We start from the raw sequence: 19,372 nt of genomic DNA, 5'->3' as shown, positions 1-19,372 counted from the left end.
TGACAATCCGAGTGAATTTTCAGCGCCGCCCGCGATCCCTCTATTACCACAGGGAGGAATACGGGCTTTATGAACAACGCAAAACTCTTCGTCATTGAATACACCCTTCATGGCGTCCCCAAGTCTTTCATTATCCGCCAGGACAAGATGGACAACGCGGAGGCTTGGCATTGGGCAAGTTGCGACGCCGGGGTCGGGCGAATACCCCGATTCGGCCGTGAAAAGGTGCAAAAGACCAGCAAACCGCTGGCGGAGAAATTCGGCGTCGAGAACGTCAAATGGCGACCGGCGAGCTAATTTTCATAAGGAGGACAAGGAACGTCTAAAACAAAAAATGGAGCCCCAGTGGCTCCACTTTTTTTGCGGCGAACGGTCATCCGTGGGCACATTTGCAACCCTTGCCGGTACATTCTTCACCGCCTGCATGGTGCTTGGCGCAGGCTTCGCAGCAATAGTGCTTGCCGTGGCGCGCGATGGGATGTTGGCCCAGCTTGCAGGAACATTTTGGGCAGTCGCAGATACTTTCACTGTCGATCATGGGGGCGGACTCCACTGTTATGGTCGTCCGGTGCGACGGATGCGCACCGTATTAACCAGTGTAGGAGCTTGAACGCCAAATGAAGGTCTGTAGCAGCTGCCGAGCCTGCGAGGCTGCGTTCGGCCGCGAAGCGGTCGTAGAATCAAGCACCATGGTGGGTCAGGAAAACCGCGTACACAGGATTGGCGAAGCCTGCGTCCTCGAACGCAGCCTCGCAGGCTCGGCAGTTGCTACGGGATCGGTATCAAGCGGAAGTTCGGGTACTGCTGCGATACATGAACACCAACGCCAACGCCAGGCACACCATCGCCAGGATCCGGCTCCCCGACAATTCAATCGCCGGGTTGCCGAGCCAGCCGAAGTTGTCGATCAACATGCCCATGCCCAGTTGCCCGATGATCACCGCCACGGTCGCCACCGCCGTGCCGACTCGGGGCACCGCGCCGACCATGACCATCATGTACACCACGCCGAACAGCGCGCCGCTGAGTTGCCATTTCGGCACGTCCAGCAGGCTCACGGCGTGGGCCGGTTCGAAAAACAGGATCAGCAAGCCGCTGACCACCGCGCCGACGACAAAGGTCAGCAAACTGCTGCGCAGCACACCGACGGTTTCACCCAATCGCCCATTGATCGCTGCCTGGACACTCAACACCGCGCCAGCCGCCACGACCACCGCCAACAAAATAATCAGATTCATCATCAACCCCGAGCGATCAGAACAAGTGCCGCGACAATCAGCAGCAACGCCAGCCAACGTTCACCGTTGACCTTTTTGCGAGTGGCGCCGAACCAGCCAAAGTGGTCGATCAGCACACTCTTGCCGACCTGCCCCGACAGGATCGCGATCATGGTCATGGCGACGCCGATGTGCGGCGTGGCCAGGGTCAGCACCACCACGTAGATCGGGCCGAGAAAACCGCCGATCAACTGCCAGCGCGGCAACTCACTGAGCGCCGGCCCTTGCTGCGGGCCACTGAACAGCAACAGCAGAAACAGAATCGCCGAGCCGACGCCGAAGATACTCAGGGTCGCCCACAAGTGCCCGACCTGAACCCCGAGCGGCCCGAGCAAACCGGCCTCCACGGACAGGCCCATGCCGGCCAGGATGACCAGGGGCAGCAGCAACAGCCGCAACCCAGGTTTGGTGGCGGGCGTTGCGACAACTGCAACGTCGTCGATTGAAGAAGACTGCATAAGGAAAACCCATTCAAGGAAACAATGGCGCGCATTATCGGCTGGCGGTGCTTTGCGATAAATGGGAGCATCCGGACAACACTTTTGCGCAACTCGCACAGCAGGTATACACATGCACGGCCTCAACGAGCTGGGATTCAAGGCACTTCGGCTGTTTGTCGCGGTGCTCGACCACGGCAGTTTTTCCGAAGTCGCCCGCCGCGAGGGCCTGGCGCCCTCTTCGATTTCCCGGCAGATCCAGTTGATGGAACAAGCGCTGAATCAGCAGTTGCTCTATCGCCACACGCGCGCGGTCACGCCGACCGAAGCCGGACGCATGCTCGGGCATCACGCGCGACTGGTGTTGGTGCAACTGGAGGAAGCCGAACAAGCCTTGCAGGAACAGCAAAGCGAACCCAGCGGCCTGGTGCGGATCAATGCGCCGGTGGTGTTTGGCCAACGGCATTTGACGCCGTGGCTGGGGCAACTCTGTGAGCGTTATCCGAAGTTGCAACTGGATATTCAGCAGACCGACAGCTATGTCGACCCGCTGCAGGAAGGCGCCGACCTGCTGTTTCGCATCGGCCCGCTGCACGATTCGAGCATGCAGGCGCGGATCCTCGCGCCCCATCGCTTCCAAGTGGCCGCCAGCCCCGCGTATTTAGAGCGCCATGGCATCCCGCACCACCCCGACGACCTCGCCGCCCATCAATGCCTGGCTTACAAAGGCGTGACCGGGCAGCAGCGCTGGTTTTTTCGTCAAGGTCAGCAGGACTGGACACCCTACACGGTGAAAGGACCGATCACCGGCAACCACGCCGACACCCTCACCCAAGCCGCCGAACAGGGGCTGGGGCTGGTGATGTTTCCGTCGTGGCTGATCGGCGAAGCGGTGCGCGCGGGGACGCTGGTGCCGGTGCTAAAGGACTATCAGGTGTCCAATAGCCTTGAGCCGCAGCAGATTGCCGTGCTGTGGCCGGGGAGCCGACGGTTGTCGGTGAAGGTGCGCACGGTGATTGATTTTTATATGGAGTGTTTTGGGACCGTGCCGTATTGGGACAGGCCATAGGTGCCTTTGTAGCAGCTGGCGTAGCCTGCGTTCGGCTGCGAAGCAGTCGCGAAATCAGACAGCGCGGTGGGTCAGGTAAACCGCGAGCATAGGGTTTACGCCTGCTTCGCAGCCGAACGCAGGCTGCGCCAGCTGCTACAGGGAGTGCGTCGCGGTCTAGATGCGGAACTGGCCGACCAGCTTACCGAGACGCTGACCGAGGTCCGCCAAGCTGCGGGACGTCTGCGCCCCCAACTGGGTTTCATCCGCCACGCTGTCCACCGCCACCGCGATCTGATGCACGCTGCGGTTGATCTCTTCCGCCACGGCCGTCTGCTCTTCCGCCGCGCTGGCGATCTGCGCGTTCATCGAATTGATGGTGCCGATCAACTGCGCCATGGTGTCCAGCGAAGCCCCCGCTTCGTTGGCCTGGGCCGAGGTACCGTCGCCGGCCTCACTGGAACGGCGCATCGCTTCCACCGCCGACTGGGTGCCGGCCTGCAAGCGGTCGATCATGCCCTGGATTTCCTGGGTACTGATTTGCGTGCGACTGGCCAACGCTCGTACTTCGTCCGCCACCACCGCAAAACCACGACCGGCCTCACCGGCGCGGGCGGCTTCGATGGCCGCGTTCAGGGCCAGCAGGTTGGTCTGCTCGGCAATCGAGCGGATCACCCCGAGCACGCTGACAATCGACGACACGTCTTTTTGCAGACTGTCGAGGGACACGCCGCTGGTGCGAATGTCATCCACCAACGCATGAATCTTGACGATGCTGCCGGCCACCACACGCTTGGCAGCCTGGCCTTCAGCATCGGTCTGCTGGGCGGCGACCGCAGCGTTTTGCGCGCTCTTGGCCACTTCCTGGGCGGCGGCGGACATCTCGTTGATCGCCGTGGCGACCTGGTCAGTCTCGTGACGCTGACGCTCCATCGCCTGATCCGAGCGCTGGGCTTGATCCGACACCTGATTCACCAGCCCGGTCAGTTGCGAAGTCATTTCGGTGATCTGCCGCACCAGGCCGTGGATCTTGTCGACGAAGCGGTTGAACGAGCCGGCCAGTTGCCCGAGTTCGTCCTCGCTGGTGATGGTCAGGCGCCGAGTCAGGTCGCCCTCGCCCGCTGCGATGTCATCGAGGTTGGCTTTCATCAGGTTCAGTGGCCGCAGAATCGCGTTGGCCAGCAGCATCCCCGCAGCAGCGATCACCAGCAACACGATGACCGCAATCCCGACGATGCTCAGCACCACGCCTTCCATCCGTTCGGTGACCTTGGCCTGGACCAGCGCCACCTGGGCTTCGATGCCATCGAGATTGACCGAAGTGCCGACCGCCATGTCCCACTTCGGCAGGTATTCGGTGTAGCCGAGCTTGGGCACCAGCACCTGGCTGTTGCCGGGCAGCGGCGAGCTGTATTGCAAATAGTGGGTGCCGTCCTTCGCGACTTTCACCAGGTCGCGGTTGACGTAGACGCCGTTCGGGTCGCGGTTGTCCTTGAAGCTCTGGCCCACGCCTTCGGGGCTGTTGGCCTTGAACAGGCGCACAGTGTTGGAGTCGTAGCCGAAGAAGTAGCCGTCCTTGCCGTAGCTGATGCTAGACAGCAACTTGACCACTTGCGCCCGCGCGGCGTCATCGCCAGGGGCGGCGGCGTCGTAAAGGGGTTTGATCGCGGTCATGGCCACGGCGACGTAACTTTGCAGGGTGGCCTTGGCGTCCTTGAGCAGGCTCTGGCGGGTGTCTTCGACCTCCTTGCGCGCCTGTTCCTGAAGAATGAACAGCGTGGTCAGGCTAATGACGAGGGCAAAGAGCAACACCGGGAGAACGGCAAGGGACAGGACTTTAGCCTTCAGGCTCATGCGCATGACGGTTCACTCTTTTGATTTTATTGGCGTGGTTAAAGGCTGTAACGGCAGGCCAGATCAAAAGTTGAATCATCGACTACAAGTCCCTTGTAGGAGCGGGCAAGCCTCGCTCCTACAGGGGGCGCGATCAGAGGACCATCGCCGCTACCCAGCCAAACGCCAGCAGCGGCAGGTTGTAATGCAGGAAGGTCGGGACCACCGTGTCCCAGATGTGGTGATGCTGGCCGTCGATGTTCAAGCCCGAGGTCGGGCCGAGGGTCGAGTCCGAGGCAGGGGAACCGGCGTCACCCAGGGCGCCGGCCGTGCCGACGATGCAGACGATCGCCATCGGGCTGAAACCCAATTGCACGCACAAAGGCACGAAGATCGCCGCGAGGATCGGCACGGTGGAAAACGACGAGCCGATGCCCATGGTAACCAGCAGGCCGACCAGCAACATCAACAACGCGCCGACGCCTTTGCTGTGACCAATCCACGACGCCGAAGCCTGCACCAGCGACTGCACGTCACCGGTGGCTTTCATCACTTCGGCAAACCCCGAGGCGGCGATCATGATGAAGCCGATCATCGCCATCATCTTCATGCCTTCGGTGAACAGGTCGTCGGTGTCGCGCCACTTCACGATGCCCGACACCGAGAAGATCAGGAAACCCGCCAACGCACCGATGATCATCGAATCCAACAGCAACTGAATGATGAACGCCGCCGCGATGGCCACGCCGGCGACCATCAGGCTCAGCGGGTTGTACTCCACCGCGACCTGCTCGACTTTCTCGATTTTTTCCAGGTCGTAGACGCGTTTCTTGCGGTAGCTGATGAACGCGACGGCCAGGCCCACCACCATGCCCAACGCCGGAATGCCCATGGCATGGGTGACGTTGATGCCACTGATGTCGACGCCGCTGCGGGCGACGTTGGCCAGCAGGATTTCATTCAGGAAGATGTTGCCGAAGCCCACCGGCAGGAACATATACGGCGTGATCAGGCCAAAGGTCATGACGCAAGCGATCAAGCGCCGATCCAGTTGCAGTTTGGTCAGCACATATAAAAGCGGCGGCACCAGCAACGGAATAAAGGCGATATGTATCGGCAGAATGTTTTGGGAAGCGATGGCCACCACCCACAGCAAGCCGATCAGCAGCCACTTGACCGAACCGCCGCCGCTGGCGTGTTGACGATCAACCATCGCCAAGGCTTTGTCCGCCAGGGCATGGGCCAGGCCGGACTTGGCAATCGCCACCGCAAAGGCACCGAGCAAGGCATAGGACAACGCCACCGTCGCCCCGCCGCCGAGGCCACTGTTGAAAGCTTTCAGTGTCGCGTCGATGCCCAGGCCACCAGTCAGGCCACCCACCAGCGCGCCGACGATCAGCGCGATCACCACATGCACGCGGGACAGGCTGAGTATCAGCATGACGCCAACCGCGGCAATTACAGCATTAATCATCGTTACCTCAGGGCAAGCGGAATGAGCTCCGCCGGCAGTCTGCGAAGCGCCGCCAGCGAAATAAGGAATGGGTTTTATTAGAGGGCGCGCACTGTGCCGCACGGTCGCCACCTTGTCAAAGCCAACGCCGCTCCTTTTTCAACGCGAACGCCGCCCCTTGTAGCAGCTGCCGAAGGCTGCGTTCGCCCGCGAAGCGGTCGTAAAACCTGTGTGCACGCTCCTCCTGACACACCGCGTCAGCTGGAACACGACTGCTGCGCAGCCGAACGCAGGCTTCGCCAGTTGCTACAGGGTTTTGTGTGACTTCTTATTTAGTTGAACAGATAAAGAAAGCCGATTCGCAGCCGTTACAGTGCAAAGTCTCAGATAAATATCGAATAAGGACGTCTCTCCATGTCGCTCAGACAACTCTCCATCCAATGGAAAATCACCCTGCTGGCCGGGCTCTGCCTGGCGGGGATCGTGACGCTGCTGGTGGGTCTTTCGCTGTATCGCATGGAGCACAGCTCCGCGCTGGTGAAAGCGTCGAGCATGGAGATGCTCACCGAATCCGCCCAGGCGCGGATCGAGTCCCAGGGTGAAAACCAGGCGCTGGGGATTCGCCAGCAGTTCATGGACGCCTATCAATATGGCCACGGCTTTTCGCGGCAGGTGCTGTTCCTGCGCGAGCAGGCGGAGAAGCGCTTTCTCGATGCCTTCGACCTGCGCGAAGACCTGACCCGCCAGGTCAAGTCGGCGCTGCAAGCCAACCCGGAACTGCTTGGCTTGTCCCTGGTGTTCGAAGCCAATGCGCTGGACGGCAAGGACGAACTGTTCGCCGGTCAGGCCGAGCTCGGCAGCAACGACAAGGGTCGCTTTGCCCTGTACTGGTCGCAGCCGACAGCGGGCAAACTGACCTCGATGTCGCTGCCCGAAAGCGACATGGCCGACACCAGCACCGGCCCCAGCGGCGAAGCGGCCAATGCCTGGTTCACCTGCCCGCGCACCACGCTCAAACCGTGCGTGATCGAACCCTACTTCTATGTGATCGACGGCCAGAACGTGCTGATGACCAGCATCGTGTTCCCGCTGATGGTCAACGGCAAAGTCATCGCCTCGTTGTCGGTGGACATCAACCTCAACAGCCTGCAAGCGGTCAGCCAGGGCGCGAGCAAAAAGCTCTATGACGGCCAGACCAGCGTCAGCATCCTCAGCCCGGTCGGCCTGCTCGCCGGTTACAGCCCGGACGCCAGCAAGCTCAGCCAGCGCCTGGATGCCGTGGACAAGATCAACGGCGCCGAGCTGATTCGCCTGCTCGGCACCAGCAGCAAAACCACCAGCCTGCACAGCAACGAGCAGTTGAAAGTGCTGTCGCCGTTCCAGCCGATTCCAGGCGGCAAGTCCTGGGGCGTGTTGCTCGACGTGCCGGAGAAAGTCCTGGTCGGCCCGGCCGAAGCGCTGAAAAAACAGCTCGATGACAGCAACCGTGCCGGCAGTCTGGTCGAACTCGGCCTCGGCGTACTCGCCGCGTTGATCGGCCTGTTGCTGGTGTGGTTGATGGCGCGCAGCGTGACCAAGCCGATTCTCGGCGTGGCCCACATGCTGGAAGACATCGCCAGCGGCGAAGGTGATTTGACCCGGCGCCTGGCCTACGACAAGCAGGACGAACTGGGCCAGTTGGCCGGTTGGTTCAACCGTTTCCTCGACAAGCTGCAACCGATCATCGCCGAAGTGAAGCGCTCGGTGCAGGACGCGCGCAGCACCGCCGACCAATCCTCCGCCATCGCCACCCAGACCAGCGCCGGCATGGAGCAGCAATATCGCCAGGTCGATCAGGTGGCCACCGCGTCCCACGAAATGAGCGCCACCGCCCAGGACGTCGCCCGCAGCGCAGCCCAAGCCGCTCACGCCGCGCGCGATGCCGACCAGGCGACCCGTCAGGGCTTGACCGTGATTGACCGCACCACCACCAGCATCGATAACCTCGCCGCCGACATGAGCGCAGCGATGGTGCAAGTCGAAGGGCTGGCGGCGAACAGCGAGAAGATCGGTTCGGTGCTGGAAGTGATTCGCGCCATTGCCGAGCAGACCAATTTGCTGGCCCTCAACGCTGCGATCGAGGCGGCCCGTGCCGGTGAAGCCGGCCGTGGTTTTGCCGTGGTCGCCGATGAAGTGCGCAACCTGGCGCGGCGTACCCAGGAGTCGGTCGAGGAAACCCGTCAGGTGATCGAGCAATTGCAAAGCGGCACTCAGGAGGTGGTCGGTTCTATGAACAACAGCCATCGCCAGGCCCAGAGCAGCGTCGAGCAAGTCAGCCAGGCCGTGACCGCCCTGCGCCAGATTGGTGAGGCGGTGACGGTGATTACCGACATGAACCTGCAAATCGCCAGCGCTGCGGAAGAACAGAGCGCGGTGGCCGAGGAGATCAACAACAACGTGGCGACCATTCGCGATGTGACCGAATCGTTGTCCGGGCAGGCAAATGAATCGGCCAGAGTGAGTCAGTCGCTTAACAGCCTGGCCAATCAGCAGCAGAGTTTGATGGACCAGTTCCGGGTTTGACCTGAGGTAACTGATCGTTCCCACGCGGCCCGTGGGAATGCAGCCCGGGACGCTCCGCGTCCCATTCAAACGCGGACGCAGAGCGTCCATTGAGGCATTCCCACGCAGAGCGTGGGAACGATCGACTGACTGGCGTTAGGGTTTGCGGGCCGGCGAGTGGATATTTGCGCGAAGCTGATTATGCTTCTAAGGGCAATCCGACAACATCAGCCCCAGGGCCTGGGTGCGGCAACACGGGTATTTTGAGGTGCTCCGGCCTACAACAAGAGCAAGACGGAGAAAACCCATGGCCGTAATCGACAGCACAACCACGGGCACAGGCAGCGCGCCCCACCACGGCATCACCAAGGAGGAGCGCAAGGTCATCTTTGCCTCGTCCCTGGGCACTGTGTTCGAGTGGTACGACTTTTACCTCTACGGCTCCCTCGCCGCGATCATCGCCAAGCACTTCTTCGCGGGCGTCAACGAGACCACCGCCTTCATCTTCGCCCTGCTCGCCTTTGCCGCAGGCTTTGCCGTGCGGCCCTTCGGCGCGATTGTGTTCGGCCGGTTGGGCGACATGATCGGGCGCAAGCACACCTTCCTGATCACCATTGTCATCATGGGTGTCTCCACGGCCGTGGTCGGTTTCCTGCCCGGTTACGCGACCATTGGCGTCGCGGCGCCGGTCATCCTGATTACCCTGCGCCTGTTACAAGGCCTGGCGTTGGGCGGCGAGTACGGTGGCGCGGCAACCTACGTCGCCGAGCATGCGCCGAAAGGCAAACGCGGCTACTTCACCTCGTGGATTCAAACCACCGCGACCCTCGGCCTGTTCCTGTCGCTGCTGGTGATCCTCGCCTGCCGCACCGCCCTCGGCACCGAAGCGTTCGAGGCCTGGGGCTGGCGGATTCCGTTCCTGCTGTCGATCCTGCTGTTGATCGTCTCGGTGTACATCCGCCTGCAACTCAGCGAGTCGCCGGTGTTCCTGAAGATGAAGGCCGAAGGCAAGTCCTCCAAGGCGCCGCTGACCGAATCCTTCGCCCGCTGGGACAACCTGAAAATCGTGATCATGGCCCTGCTCGGCGGCACCGCCGGCCAGGCTGTCGTGTGGTACACCGGGCAGTTCTATGCGCTGTTCTTCCTGCTGCAAACCCTGAAGATCGACCCGCAGACCGCCAACCTGTTGATCGCCGGTTCGCTGCTGATCGGCACGCCGTTCTTCGTCATCTTCGGCAGCCTGTCCGACCGCATCGGGCGCAAGGGCATCATCATGGCCGGCTGCATTCTCGCGGCGGTGACCTATTTCCCGATTTTCCATGCACTGACCCAGTACGGTAACCCCGACGTGTTCATCGCCCAGGAGAAAAATCCGGTGACGGTGATCGCCGATCCTGACCAGTGCTCGTTCCAGTTCGACCCGGTGGGCAAGGCCAAATTCACCAGTTCCTGCGACCTGGCCAAAACTCTGCTGGCGAAGCGCGCGATTCCCTACACCAACGTAAAGGCTGAGCCGGGCACCGTCGCCCAGGTGCGCATCGGCGACAAGGTGATCCCGAGCTTCGAAGGCACCAGCCTGCCGGCCGCGGACTTCAAGACCCGCAACGACGCGTTCACCGCGACCCTCGGCACGGCGCTCAAGGACGCCGGTTACCCTGAAAAGGCTGATCCGGCCAAGACCAACTACCCGATGGTGCTGTTGCTGCTGACCATCCTGGTGATCTACGTGACCATGGTCTACGGCCCAATTGCGGCGTGGCTGGTGGAACTGTTCCCGGCGCGCATCCGCTATACCTCGATGTCGCTGCCCTATCACATCGGCAATGGCTGGTTTGGCGGGTTCCTGCCGACGGTGGCGTTTGCGATGGTCGCGGCCACGGGGGATATCTATTACGGGTTGTGGTACCCGATAGTGATTGCGGTGATGACGGCGGTGCTGGGGATTTTCTTCATGCCGGAAACCAAGGATCGGGAGATTCATCACACGTAGACGACGTTTCGTACCACCCCTGTAGGAGCAAGCTTTGCTCCTACAGGAGGTGGTTCTGGATCAGCGCTTGGGCAATTCGATCACGACCTTCAACCCGCCCCACTCGCTTTCCTGCAACAGCAATCCACCGCCCCAGGTGTCGACGATGTCGCGCACGATGCCCAGGCCCAGGCCATGCCCATCGGTCTGTTCATCCAGCCGTGTGCCGCGACTGAACACCTGGTCGCGCTGGTTTTCGGGAATCCCCGGACCATCGTCTTCCACGCTCAGCTCAAACTTTTCAGGCATGTCGACCACGCTCAAGCGAACCTCGGCGTCCGCCCATTTGCAGGCGTTGTCCAGCAGGTTGCCGAGCAGTTCCAGCAAGTCCTCGCGGTCCCAGGGCAGCAGCAAACCGGCCGGGGCGCGGTAGCTCAAATCCAGGTGCTCACCGTGGATCATGTTCAACGTGGCGAGTAACCCTGGCAGCTCCGCATCGCAATCAAACAGCACCCCCGGCAACGCGTCGCCGGACAAGCGCGCGCGGTTGAGTTCGCGATTGAGCCGTTGCTGCACCTGTTCCAGCTGTTGCTGGATGACCTTGCGCAACTCCGGATGGGCGTCGAGTTTTTCGCTGGACGCCAGGCTGAGCAACACCGCCAGAGGGGTTTTCAAGGCGTGGCCGAGGTTGCCCAGGGCATTGCGCGAACGCTTGAGGCTGTCTTCGGTGTGGGCCAGCAAATGGTTGATCTGCGCCACCAGTGGCTCCAGTTCTACCGGCACCTGATCGTCGAGTTGCGAGCGTTGGCCCTGCTGCAATTGAGCGATCTGCTCGCGGGCTTTTTCCAGCGGACGCAAGGCACGCTGCACGGTAATGCGTTGCAGCAGCAGAATCAGCAGCAACCCCGCCAGACCGAGGCCCAGCCCGACCTGTTGCATGCGCATGAAACTCTCGCGCACCGGCGTGTAATCCTGGGCCACGCTGATGGAAATCGACTGGCCGAGCCGTCGGTAGTCCGAGCGCAAGATCAACAGTTGCTGGCCTTCCGGCCCCAGTTGCAGGTTGCTGTGCAACCCGGCGTGATCCAGTTTTGGCAGTTCCTGGTCCCACAACGAACGGGAGCGCCAGTGGCTGTCGGCAAAATCGATGCGAAAGTAATGCCCGGAAAACGGCCGCTGGTAGGCCGGCGCCAAGTGTCGCTCATCCAGTTGCAAGCCCTGAGGCCCGCGCACCAGGGCCGACAGCAGGTTCTCGCTGTCGTTGCGCAACCCGGCTTCGAGGTAGCGCTGCAAGCCCATTTCGAACAGCCACAAACTGGTTTGCGCCAGCACCAGGCCGACGATCACCATCACGCTGATCAGCCCCAGGCTCAAGCGGCGCTGGATCGACCTCACTGCGCTTGCCCACCGAACAGGTAACCCTGGCCGCGACGGGTTTCAATCACGCTGCGGCCAAGCTTGCGCCGCAAGTGGTTGACGTGGACTTCGAGCACGTTGGAATCGCGTTCGGTTTCGCCATCGTAGAGGTGTTCGGCGAGGTGGCTTTTGGAGAGGATCTGTTCCGGGTGCAGCATGAAATAGCGCAGCAGGCGGAATTCAGCGGCGGTGAGTTGAATGTCGGCACCGTCGCGGGTCACGCACTGACGGCCTTCATCCAGGTGCAAGCCGTTGGCCTTGAGCGTCGGCTGGTTGGCCTGGCCGTGGGACCGGCGCAGCAACGCCTGGACCCGCAGGTGCAGTTCTTCCGGGTGAAAGGGTTTGGTCAGGTAATCATCGGCGCCGGCCTTGAGGCCTTCGATGCGCTCGGCCCAGGAGTCGCGAGCGGTGAGGATCAGCACCGGCGTCGACAAGCCACCGGCACGCCATTGGGTCAGCACCTCAAGCCCCGGCAAACCCGGCAAGCCGAGGTCGAGGATGATCAGGTCATAAGGCTCGCTGCTGCCCTGATAGACCGCGTCGCGCCCGTCGGCCAGCCAGTCCACGGCGTAGCCCTGGCGGTTGAGGCCGGCCATCAATTCGTCGGCCAGGGGCACGTGGTCTTCCACCAGCAGCAATCGCATCGGTCAATCTTCCTTGTCTTTCAATAAACGGCCGGTTGCGGCCTCGATGTCCAATTCGCGGACCACGCCTTCGGTGGTCAGCAACTCGACTTCATAAATGTAGACGTCGTGTTTTTCTTCCAGCTCGGCTTCCAGCAATTTGGAGCCGGGATAGCGATCGAGCGCCTGCTGCAACAGCTGCTCCAGCGGCAGGATCACGCCCTGCTGCCGCAAGCGCAGCGCCTCGTCCTGATCCAGGTCGCGCGCCACGACCACCGAGCAAAACGTCAGCAACACCAACGCCGTGCGTGAAAATGAAAGCACCTTCATTACGTATCCTGATGATCCTTGAGAACCTGCCCGCTGACAGCGTCCAATTCCAGGTCCCACTCAATGCCCTGCGGGTCGCGCATTTCCACCTGATAGATGTACTTGCCGTACTCTTCTTCCAGCTCGGTTTCGGTGATGGTGGAACCGGGGTGTTTGGCCAGTGCAGTGGCGTTGAGCTTCTCGAAAGACACAATGGTACCAGCGTCGCGCAGTCTCAGGGCTTCATCGGGACCGAGGTCACGGGCGTGGGCGAGGTTGGCGGTCAGGCCGATGATGGATGCGGTGAACAGGGCAGTCAGGGTTTTCATGGGGTGTCTCCGTATTTTTTTGTGTGTTGCCTACGGAGTGCACCTTAACGGGGCGAACTTAACTGAAACTGAATTGCCATCATTGGTCATGACAACACAACATTACAGACCTGCACAAAACCCTGTAGGAGCCAGGTTTGCCGGCGAAGGCGTCCATGAAATTGCCTTCGCCGGCAAGCCTGGCTCCTACGGTGGACAAGACACATGTCTATAATCCCCGCCTGCCCGACATCGAGACCGGTATGACCGCTATCCACATCAAGTTCCCTTCCTTGACCCTCAAGGCCGGCCCTCGGGCCTTTGCGCGAATTCGTGAAAACGGCCTGGACGCTGCCGATGTCGGCACGCTGCCGGGAGCGGCCGGTGGCCCCAAGGCGTTGGGGATTCAAGGTCTGGACCTGGCGCTGTTCGGCGAATGGCTGCCCGCGGCGCCACGGGAGCGTTCGTTGATTGGCGCCTCGGTGGGTTCCTGGCGGTTCGCCAGCGCGTGCCTGCCGGATGCCGCCGAAGGTATCCGCCGCCTCGGTCATCTGTACACCGAGCAGAACTTCGACAAGGGCGTGACCATGGCGCAGATCAGCCAGAGCTCACGGCGCATGCTCGATGAGTTGCTGGACGGTCGCGATGCCTTGATTCTCGACAACGCCCATTACCGACTGAACATCATGGTGGTCAAGAGCCACGGCCTGCTCGCCCACGACCATCGCGGCCGCCTGGGGTTGGGCCTGTCGTCGGTGATCGCCGACAACCTGCGAGGCCGCGCGCGGCTATCGAAGCATTTCGAGCGGCTGATCATCCACGACCCGCGCCTGGCGCCGCCGGTCAATGCGCTGACCGATTTCCCGTCGCGCTTCGTCGCCCTGAATGCCGGCAACCTGCGTCAGGCCTTGCTCGCGTCGGGTTCGATCCCGATGGTCATGGAAGGCGTGCGCGACCTGCCGGGTGCGGGCGCCGGGACGTTCCGCGACGGCGGTCTGCTGGACTATCACCTCGACCTGCCTTACAGCGGCAATGACATCGTGCTCTATCCGCACTTCACTGATCGGGTGATTCCCGGTTGGTTCGACAAGACCCTGCCGTGGCGCCGTGCCTGTTCGAGCCGCTTGCAGGATGTCCTGCTGCTGGCGCCGTCCAAGGATTACCTGTCGCGCCTGCCCTACGGCAAGTTGCCGGACCGTAACGACTTCAAGCGCTTCATGGGCGATGCCCCGAACCGGCAGAAATACTGGCGCGCGGCGATGGATGAAAGCCGCCGCATGGGCGACGAATTTCTGGAGCTGGCCGCCAACGGTCGCCTCGGCGAACGCCTGCTGACCCTTTAGTCAGGACAAACTGGTAAACTCGCCGCCTGCCCACATCGCCGCGGCGATCGCCACCTGACAGAGCTGAAAATCACTGTGGAAATCTTCAAAGAGTTTACGTTCGAATCTGCCCACCGCCTGCCCCACGTACCGGAAGGCCACAAGTGCGGTCGCTTGCACGGTCACTCGTTCAAAGTGGCGATCCATCTCAGTGGCGACCTCGATCCGCACACGGGCTGGATCCGCGACTTCTCGGAAATCAAGGCGATCTTCAAGCCGCTCTACGAGCGCCTCGATCACAACTATTTGAACGACATTCCTGGCCTGGAAAACCCGACCAGTGAAGTGCTGGCCAAATGGATCTGGACCGAGCTGAAGCCCCTGCTGCCGGAACTCAGCGCGATTCGTATCCATGAAACCTGCACCAGCGGCTGCATCTATCACGGTGAGTAAAACCACCTGATCGAGAAGAACCACCGGCGACGGTGGTTTTTTTATGCCTGTCGTTTCGCTCTCACGCCGAGTACAGTCGGGCCCCATCCTTGGCCCAAAGGAACCCGTCCCATGTCACCGCTTATTCGCCCCGCTACGCTTGAGGATATCGCGCAGATCGAGGCCATCGTCGAGGCGGCTTACTCGCCGTACATCGAGCGCATCGGCCGAAAACCCGCGCCGATGCTGGACGACTACGCCAGCCAGGTGCTGGCCCGGCGCGTCCATGTGCTCGCCGATGAACAGGCACTCAACGGCTTCGTGGTGTTGATCGACACCGAAGAATACTTGCTGCTGGACAACATCGCGGTCAGCCCGGCAGTCAAGGGCCAAGGTTATGGCCGGCAGTTGCTGGACTTCGCCGAACGCCACGCGCTCGACGCCGGTTACCCGTCCATTCGGCTGTACACCAACGAAGCGATGAGCGAGAACATTGCGCTGTATCTGCGCCGCGGTTACGTCGAAACCCATCGAGTCGAAGAGAACGGTTTGCGCCGTGTGCACATGCGCAAGGCGCTGGGCTAAGGCTCCCACACCGCGCCATGCGTTTCGTCAGTTAGTCCAAAAGCCATCTTCAGCGGTGGTTTTTTTATGCCTATGCTTTTTGGCTCACATTTGCCAAGAGGACACCCCCGATGACTGACTGGCCGCTGCCCCAGACCTATCGCTTCAATGGGCATTCCGTGCGCTTTGCCGTACGGGGCGACGGCCCGCCGTTGGTGTTCGTGCATGGCACGCCATTTTCTTCTTACGTGTGGCACCGGATTGCGCCGCACTTCATCACCACCCATCGCGTGCATTACTTTGATCTGCTGGGTTATGGACAGTCCGCACAACCCGACAGCGACGTGTCCCTCGGTGTGCAAAACGAACTGCTGACGCAATTGCTCGAGCATTGGGGCCTGGATAGCCCGGACGTGGTGGCCCACGATTTCGGCGGCGCCACCGCCCTGCGCGCGCATCTGCTCAACGGCAAGCACTACCGCAGCCTGACGCTGATCGACCCGGTGGCGCTGACGCCCTGGGGATCGCCGTTCGTGCAGCATGTGCGCCAGCATGAGGCGGCGTTCAGTGGATTGCCCGATTACATTCAGCGGGCGATTGTGCCGGCCTATATTCGCGGCGCGATCCAGCGTGAAATCCCCGACCATGAGCTGGCGCCGTATGTGCAGCCATGGCTGGGGGAGCCGGGGCAAGCGGCGTTCTACCGACAGATCGCGCAGATGGACCAGCGCTATACCCGTGAGGCCGAAGGGCTGTACCCGACGATTCGGTGCCCGGTGCAGATCCTGTGGGGGGAGGATGATCAGTGGATTCCCATTGAACGCGGGCGGGCGTTGCATGGAATGATTCCAGGATCGCGGTTTCAGGCGATTCCGAATGCCGGGCATTTGCTGCAGGAAGATGCGCCCGAGGCCATCGTCGCGGCGCTGCTGCGGTTTTTGCCCTCGATCAGTTGATGATCGTTCCCACGCTCCGCGTGGGAATGCAGCCCGGGACGCTCCGCGTCCCCTCCAGAAGCGATTGCTGCGCGTCCATTGAGGCATTCCCACGCAGAGCGTGGGAACGATCATCACGCCATCATCGCTCCTACATGAGTCTTGAGGTCCATCCGTTGCACCGTTTTCGCGCTCTGGTTCCCCGCCTCGTCTATAAATAACCCCAGCACCCCACGCCTGGCACGACCACTGCAACCCCCTTCGCGTCTCTCATCCAGCAAGGAACGCCCCATGACGCAGAACGACCCGGGTAACGATTACCCCCTCAGCGAAGTCCCGATGCACGCCCGCAAAGGCCTGGCCTCCACGGCCATGGTACTGCTGGGTTTCACCTTCTTCACCGCGACCATGTTTGCCGGCGGCAAGCTCGGCGTAGCGTTCAGTTTTGGCGAGATGATGGCGGTGATTATCGTTGGCAATCTGCTGCTGGGGATTTACGCCGCCGGCCTCGGCTACATCGCCTTCAAGAGTGGCCTCAACTCGGTATTGATGGGCCGCTTCTGCTTCGGCGAAGTGGGCAGCAAGCTCAGTGACTTGATCCTCGGCTTCACCCAGATCGGCTGGTACGCCTGGGGCACGGCCACGGCCGCCGTGGTGCTGGGCAAGTATTTCGAACTGGAGCAAGGCTCGGTGCTGGGGCTGATGGTGCTGTTCGGCCTGGTGTTTTGCGCGACGGCGTATGTCGGTTATCGCGGGCTGGAGATTCTGTCGTACATCGCGGTGCCAGCGATGATGTTGCTGCTGATGCTGTCGATGTGGGTCGCAACGGTGAAGGTCGGCGGGCTCGACGGCTTGCTCGCGGTGCTGCCGAGCGGCACGCTGGATTGGTCGACCGCGATTACCCTGGTGTTCGGCACCTTCGTCAGCGGTGCGACCCAGGCGACTAACTGGACGCGCTTCTCGCGCTCGGCGCGGGTGGCGGTGTTGGCGAGCCTGATCGGCTTCTTCATCGGCAACGGCTTGATGGTATTGATCGGCGCCTACGGGGCGATCGTCTATCAGCAGCCGGACGTGGTCGAAGTGCTGCTGTTGCAAGGTTTCGCCATGGCGGCAATGGCGATGTTGCTGCTCAATATCTGGAGCACCCAGGACAACACCATCTACAATTTCGCCGTCGCCGGTTGCAACCTGCTGCGCACCGGCCGGCGCAAAACCGTGACCCTGGCCGGCGCCGTGATCGGCACGCTGCTCGCGCTGCTGGGCATGTACGACCTGCTGGTGCCCTACCTGATTTTGCTCGGCACGGTGATTCCGCCGATTGGCGGTGTGATCATGGCGGACTTTTTCTTTCGTTATCGCGGTCAATATCCTCGTCTGGCCGATGCCCGGCTGCCGGCGTTCAACTGGCCCGGCCTGAGTGCTTATGCGGTCGGCACGATCGCCGCGTTCAGCTCGCCGTGGGTCGCGCCGCTGGTAGGCATCGCCGCTGCCGCGCTAACGTATGTGATATTGACCGGCGTGCTGGGTGTCCGCACTGCCGATGCACCACTACAAGATCTCTAAAAGGATTCGCCTGATGCACATCATCAACGCCCGCCTGCGCAACCAAGAAGGCCTGCATGAGTTGCACCTGGAAAACGGCCTGATCGGCAACATCGCCCGCCAGACCGAAGCCCCGACCCTGGGGCCCGACGACCTCGACGCCGGCGGCAACCTGGTGGTGCCGCCCTTCGTCGAGCCGCACATTCACCTCGACGCAACGCTGACGGCCGGTGAGCCACGCTGGAACATGAGCGGCACGCTGTTCGAAGGCATCGAATGCTGGGGCGAGCGCAAGGCCACCATCACCCTGGAAGACACCAAGACCCGCGCCAAAAAAACCATCCAGACCCTGGCAGCCCACGGCATCCAGCATGTGCGCACCCACGTCGATGTCACCGACCCGACCTTGACCGCGCTCAAGGCGATGCTCGAAGTGCGCGAGGAAAGTCGGCACCTGATCGACCTGCAAATCGTCGCGTTCCCCCAGGAAGGCATCGAGTCCTACCGCAACGGTCGCGAGCTGATGGAAGAAGCCATTCGCATGGGCGCCGATGTGGTTGGCGGCATTCCGCATTTCGAATACACGCGGGATCAAGGCGTCAGCTCGGTGAAATTCCTGATGGACCTGGCCGAACGCACCGGTTGCCTGGTGGATGTGCATTGCGACGAAACCGACGACCCGCATTCCCGCTTCCTCGAAGTGCTCGCCGAAGAAGCCCGCAGCCGCGACATGGGTTCGCGCGTCACGGCCAGCCACACCACGGCGATGGGCTCTTACGACAACGCGTACTGCGCCAAGCTGTTCCGCCTGCTCGGGCATTCCGGTATCAGCTTCGTCTCCTGCCCCACCGAAAGCATTCACCTGCAAGGCCGCTTCGATAACTTCCCGAAACGCCGCGGCGTCACCCGCGTCAACGAGTTGCTCGAAGCGGGGATGAACGTGTGTTTCGGCCAGGATTCGATCGTCGATCCGTGGTATCCGCTGGGCAACGGCAACATCCTGCGCGTCCTCGAAGCCGGCTTGCACATCTGCCATATGCTCGGCTACCGCAACCTGCAAAGCGCGCTGGATTTGGTGACCGACAACAGCGCCAAAGCCATGGCCCTGGGTGATCGCTACGGACTTGAGCGTGGGCGGCCGGCGAACTTGCTGATCCTGTCGGCGGACAGCGATTACGAAGTGATTCGCAGCCAGGGCCTGCCGCTGTATTCGATTCGCGGGGGTGAGGTGTTGATGAAGCGGCAGATGCCGGTGGTGGAGTGGCCGCAACAGGTGTGAATGTTCGCTGACTGGGCGGGCCTCTTCGCGGGCAAGCCTCGCTCCTGCAGGATGCGTAACCTGTAGGAGCAAGGCTTGCCCGCG

The 19,372-nt window shown here is 61.7% G+C and carries 18 protein-coding genes and 3 pseudogenes; 11 read left to right on the top strand and 10 right to left on the bottom strand.

All coding sequences use genetic code 11. The annotated features are described in order from the left end of the window. Window positions 1-69: 69 nt before the first annotated feature. Window positions 70-297 (top strand): DUF6555 family protein, encoded by a 228-nt coding sequence (locus HKK52_RS30900; RefSeq protein ID WP_133840608.1) that lies wholly within the window; start codon window positions 70-72, stop codon window positions 295-297. A gap of 76 nt (window positions 298-373) precedes the next feature. Here HKK52_RS30900 and HKK52_RS30895 read toward each other — a convergent pair whose 3' ends face one another. From HKK52_RS30895 to HKK52_RS30885, 3 genes are all read right to left on the bottom strand, one after another. Further along, the gene (locus HKK52_RS30895; RefSeq protein WP_169373886.1) at window positions 374-538 is read right to left on the bottom strand and encodes a metallothionein; all 165 of its coding nucleotides are present in this window, start codon (window positions 536-538) and stop codon (window positions 374-376) included. A gap of 244 nt (window positions 539-782) precedes the next feature. Then, window positions 783-1,238: a DMT family transporter gene (locus HKK52_RS30890; RefSeq protein ID WP_169373885.1), complete on the bottom strand. Its 456-nt coding sequence runs from the start codon at window positions 1,236-1,238 to the stop codon at window positions 783-785. Between the two features lie 2 nt (window positions 1,239-1,240). Then, window positions 1,241-1,735, bottom strand: coding sequence for a DMT family transporter (locus HKK52_RS30885; RefSeq protein WP_169373884.1), 495 nt, complete (start codon window positions 1,733-1,735; stop codon window positions 1,241-1,243). 112 nt (window positions 1,736-1,847) lie between these two features. Between HKK52_RS30885 and HKK52_RS30880 the strand changes: the two genes are divergently transcribed. After that, on the top strand, window positions 1,848-2,783 hold the full coding sequence (locus HKK52_RS30880; RefSeq protein ID WP_169373883.1) for a LysR family transcriptional regulator: 936 nt from the start codon (window positions 1,848-1,850) through the stop codon (window positions 2,781-2,783). Between the two features lie 156 nt (window positions 2,784-2,939). Here the strand turns inward: HKK52_RS30880 and HKK52_RS33130 are convergent. From HKK52_RS33130 to HKK52_RS30870, 3 genes and pseudogenes are all read right to left on the bottom strand, one after another. Further along, window positions 2,940-3,452, bottom strand: a pseudogene (locus HKK52_RS33130) (methyl-accepting chemotaxis protein); the annotation flags it as partial. 393 nt (window positions 3,453-3,845) lie between these two features. Further along, a pseudogene (locus HKK52_RS33125) lies at window positions 3,846-4,616 on the bottom strand (cache domain-containing protein); the annotation flags it as partial. 133 nt (window positions 4,617-4,749) lie between these two features. Continuing rightward, the gene (locus tag HKK52_RS30870; RefSeq protein ID WP_169374322.1) at window positions 4,750-6,066 is read right to left on the bottom strand and encodes a Na+/H+ antiporter family protein; all 1,317 of its coding nucleotides are present in this window, start codon (window positions 6,064-6,066) and stop codon (window positions 4,750-4,752) included. A gap of 396 nt (window positions 6,067-6,462) precedes the next feature. Between HKK52_RS30870 and HKK52_RS33120 the strand changes: the two are divergent. From HKK52_RS33120 to HKK52_RS30860, 3 genes and pseudogenes are all read left to right on the top strand, one after another. Then, window positions 6,463-7,752, top strand: a pseudogene (locus HKK52_RS33120) (HAMP domain-containing protein); the annotation flags it as partial. 102 nt (window positions 7,753-7,854) lie between these two features. Then, the gene (locus HKK52_RS33115) at window positions 7,855-8,610 is read left to right on the top strand and encodes a methyl-accepting chemotaxis protein (protein WP_429527938.1); all 756 of its coding nucleotides are present in this window, start codon (window positions 7,855-7,857) and stop codon (window positions 8,608-8,610) included. A gap of 286 nt (window positions 8,611-8,896) precedes the next feature. Then, entirely contained in the window at window positions 8,897-10,579 is a 1,683-nt protein-coding gene (locus HKK52_RS30860; RefSeq protein ID WP_169373880.1) for an MFS transporter, read from the top strand. A gap of 60 nt (window positions 10,580-10,639) precedes the next feature. Here HKK52_RS30860 and HKK52_RS30855 read toward each other — a convergent pair whose 3' ends face one another. The 4 genes from HKK52_RS30855 to HKK52_RS30840 are packed head-to-tail and all read right to left on the bottom strand — an operon-like array spanning window position 10,640 to window position 13,235. Beyond that, a complete protein-coding gene (locus tag HKK52_RS30855) occupies window positions 10,640-11,953 on the bottom strand; it encodes a sensor histidine kinase (protein ID WP_169373879.1) in 1,314 nt (437 codons plus the stop codon). Continuing rightward, window positions 11,950-12,618 (bottom strand): response regulator transcription factor, encoded by a 669-nt coding sequence (locus tag HKK52_RS30850; protein ID WP_169373878.1) that lies wholly within the window; start codon window positions 12,616-12,618, stop codon window positions 11,950-11,952. The genes HKK52_RS30855 and HKK52_RS30850 overlap by 4 nt, the downstream gene beginning before the upstream one ends. A 3-nt stretch (window positions 12,619-12,621) precedes the next feature. Beyond that, entirely contained in the window at window positions 12,622-12,927 is a 306-nt protein-coding gene (locus HKK52_RS30845) for a PepSY domain-containing protein (RefSeq protein ID WP_169373877.1), read from the bottom strand. Further along, window positions 12,927-13,235: a PepSY domain-containing protein gene (locus tag HKK52_RS30840; RefSeq protein ID WP_169373876.1), complete on the bottom strand. Its 309-nt coding sequence runs from the start codon at window positions 13,233-13,235 to the stop codon at window positions 12,927-12,929. Before HKK52_RS30840 ends, HKK52_RS30845 begins: the two co-directional genes overlap by 1 nt. Window positions 13,236-13,477: 242 nt before the next feature. Here HKK52_RS30840 and HKK52_RS30835 point away from each other — a divergent pair, with 242 nt between their 5' ends. From HKK52_RS30835 to codA, 6 genes are all read left to right on the top strand, one after another. Then, a complete protein-coding gene (locus tag HKK52_RS30835) occupies window positions 13,478-14,557 on the top strand; it encodes a patatin-like phospholipase family protein (RefSeq protein ID WP_169374321.1) in 1,080 nt (359 codons plus the stop codon). A 75-nt stretch (window positions 14,558-14,632) separates the two neighbouring features. After that, window positions 14,633-14,989 carry a 6-carboxytetrahydropterin synthase QueD gene (gene queD, locus HKK52_RS30830; protein ID WP_123409926.1) on the top strand — a complete coding sequence of 119 codons (357 nt, stop codon included), beginning with the start codon at window positions 14,633-14,635 and terminating at the stop codon, window positions 14,987-14,989. Window positions 14,990-15,100: 111 nt separating this feature from the next. Further along, window positions 15,101-15,553, top strand: coding sequence for a GNAT family N-acetyltransferase (locus HKK52_RS30825; protein WP_169373875.1), 453 nt, complete (start codon window positions 15,101-15,103; stop codon window positions 15,551-15,553). 110 nt (window positions 15,554-15,663) lie between these two features. After that, window positions 15,664-16,488: an alpha/beta fold hydrolase gene (locus tag HKK52_RS30820; RefSeq protein ID WP_169373874.1), complete on the top strand. Its 825-nt coding sequence runs from the start codon at window positions 15,664-15,666 to the stop codon at window positions 16,486-16,488. A gap of 270 nt (window positions 16,489-16,758) precedes the next feature. After that, a complete protein-coding gene (gene codB / locus HKK52_RS30815; RefSeq protein WP_169373873.1) occupies window positions 16,759-18,030 on the top strand; it encodes a cytosine permease in 1,272 nt (423 codons plus the stop codon). A gap of 13 nt (window positions 18,031-18,043) precedes the next feature. Further along, window positions 18,044-19,288 carry a cytosine deaminase gene (gene codA / locus HKK52_RS30810; RefSeq protein ID WP_149661325.1) on the top strand — a complete coding sequence of 415 codons (1,245 nt, stop codon included), beginning with the start codon at window positions 18,044-18,046 and terminating at the stop codon, window positions 19,286-19,288. The last annotated feature ends 84 nt before the right edge of the window (window positions 19,289-19,372 follow it).

It is taken from the genome of Pseudomonas sp. ADAK2 (genome assembly GCF_012935755.1).
In the GTDB taxonomy this organism is placed as follows: domain Bacteria; phylum Pseudomonadota; class Gammaproteobacteria; order Pseudomonadales; family Pseudomonadaceae; genus Aquipseudomonas.
Note: the sequence above shows the minus strand (reverse complement) of the source record. Positions and strands in the feature narration are given on the sequence as shown.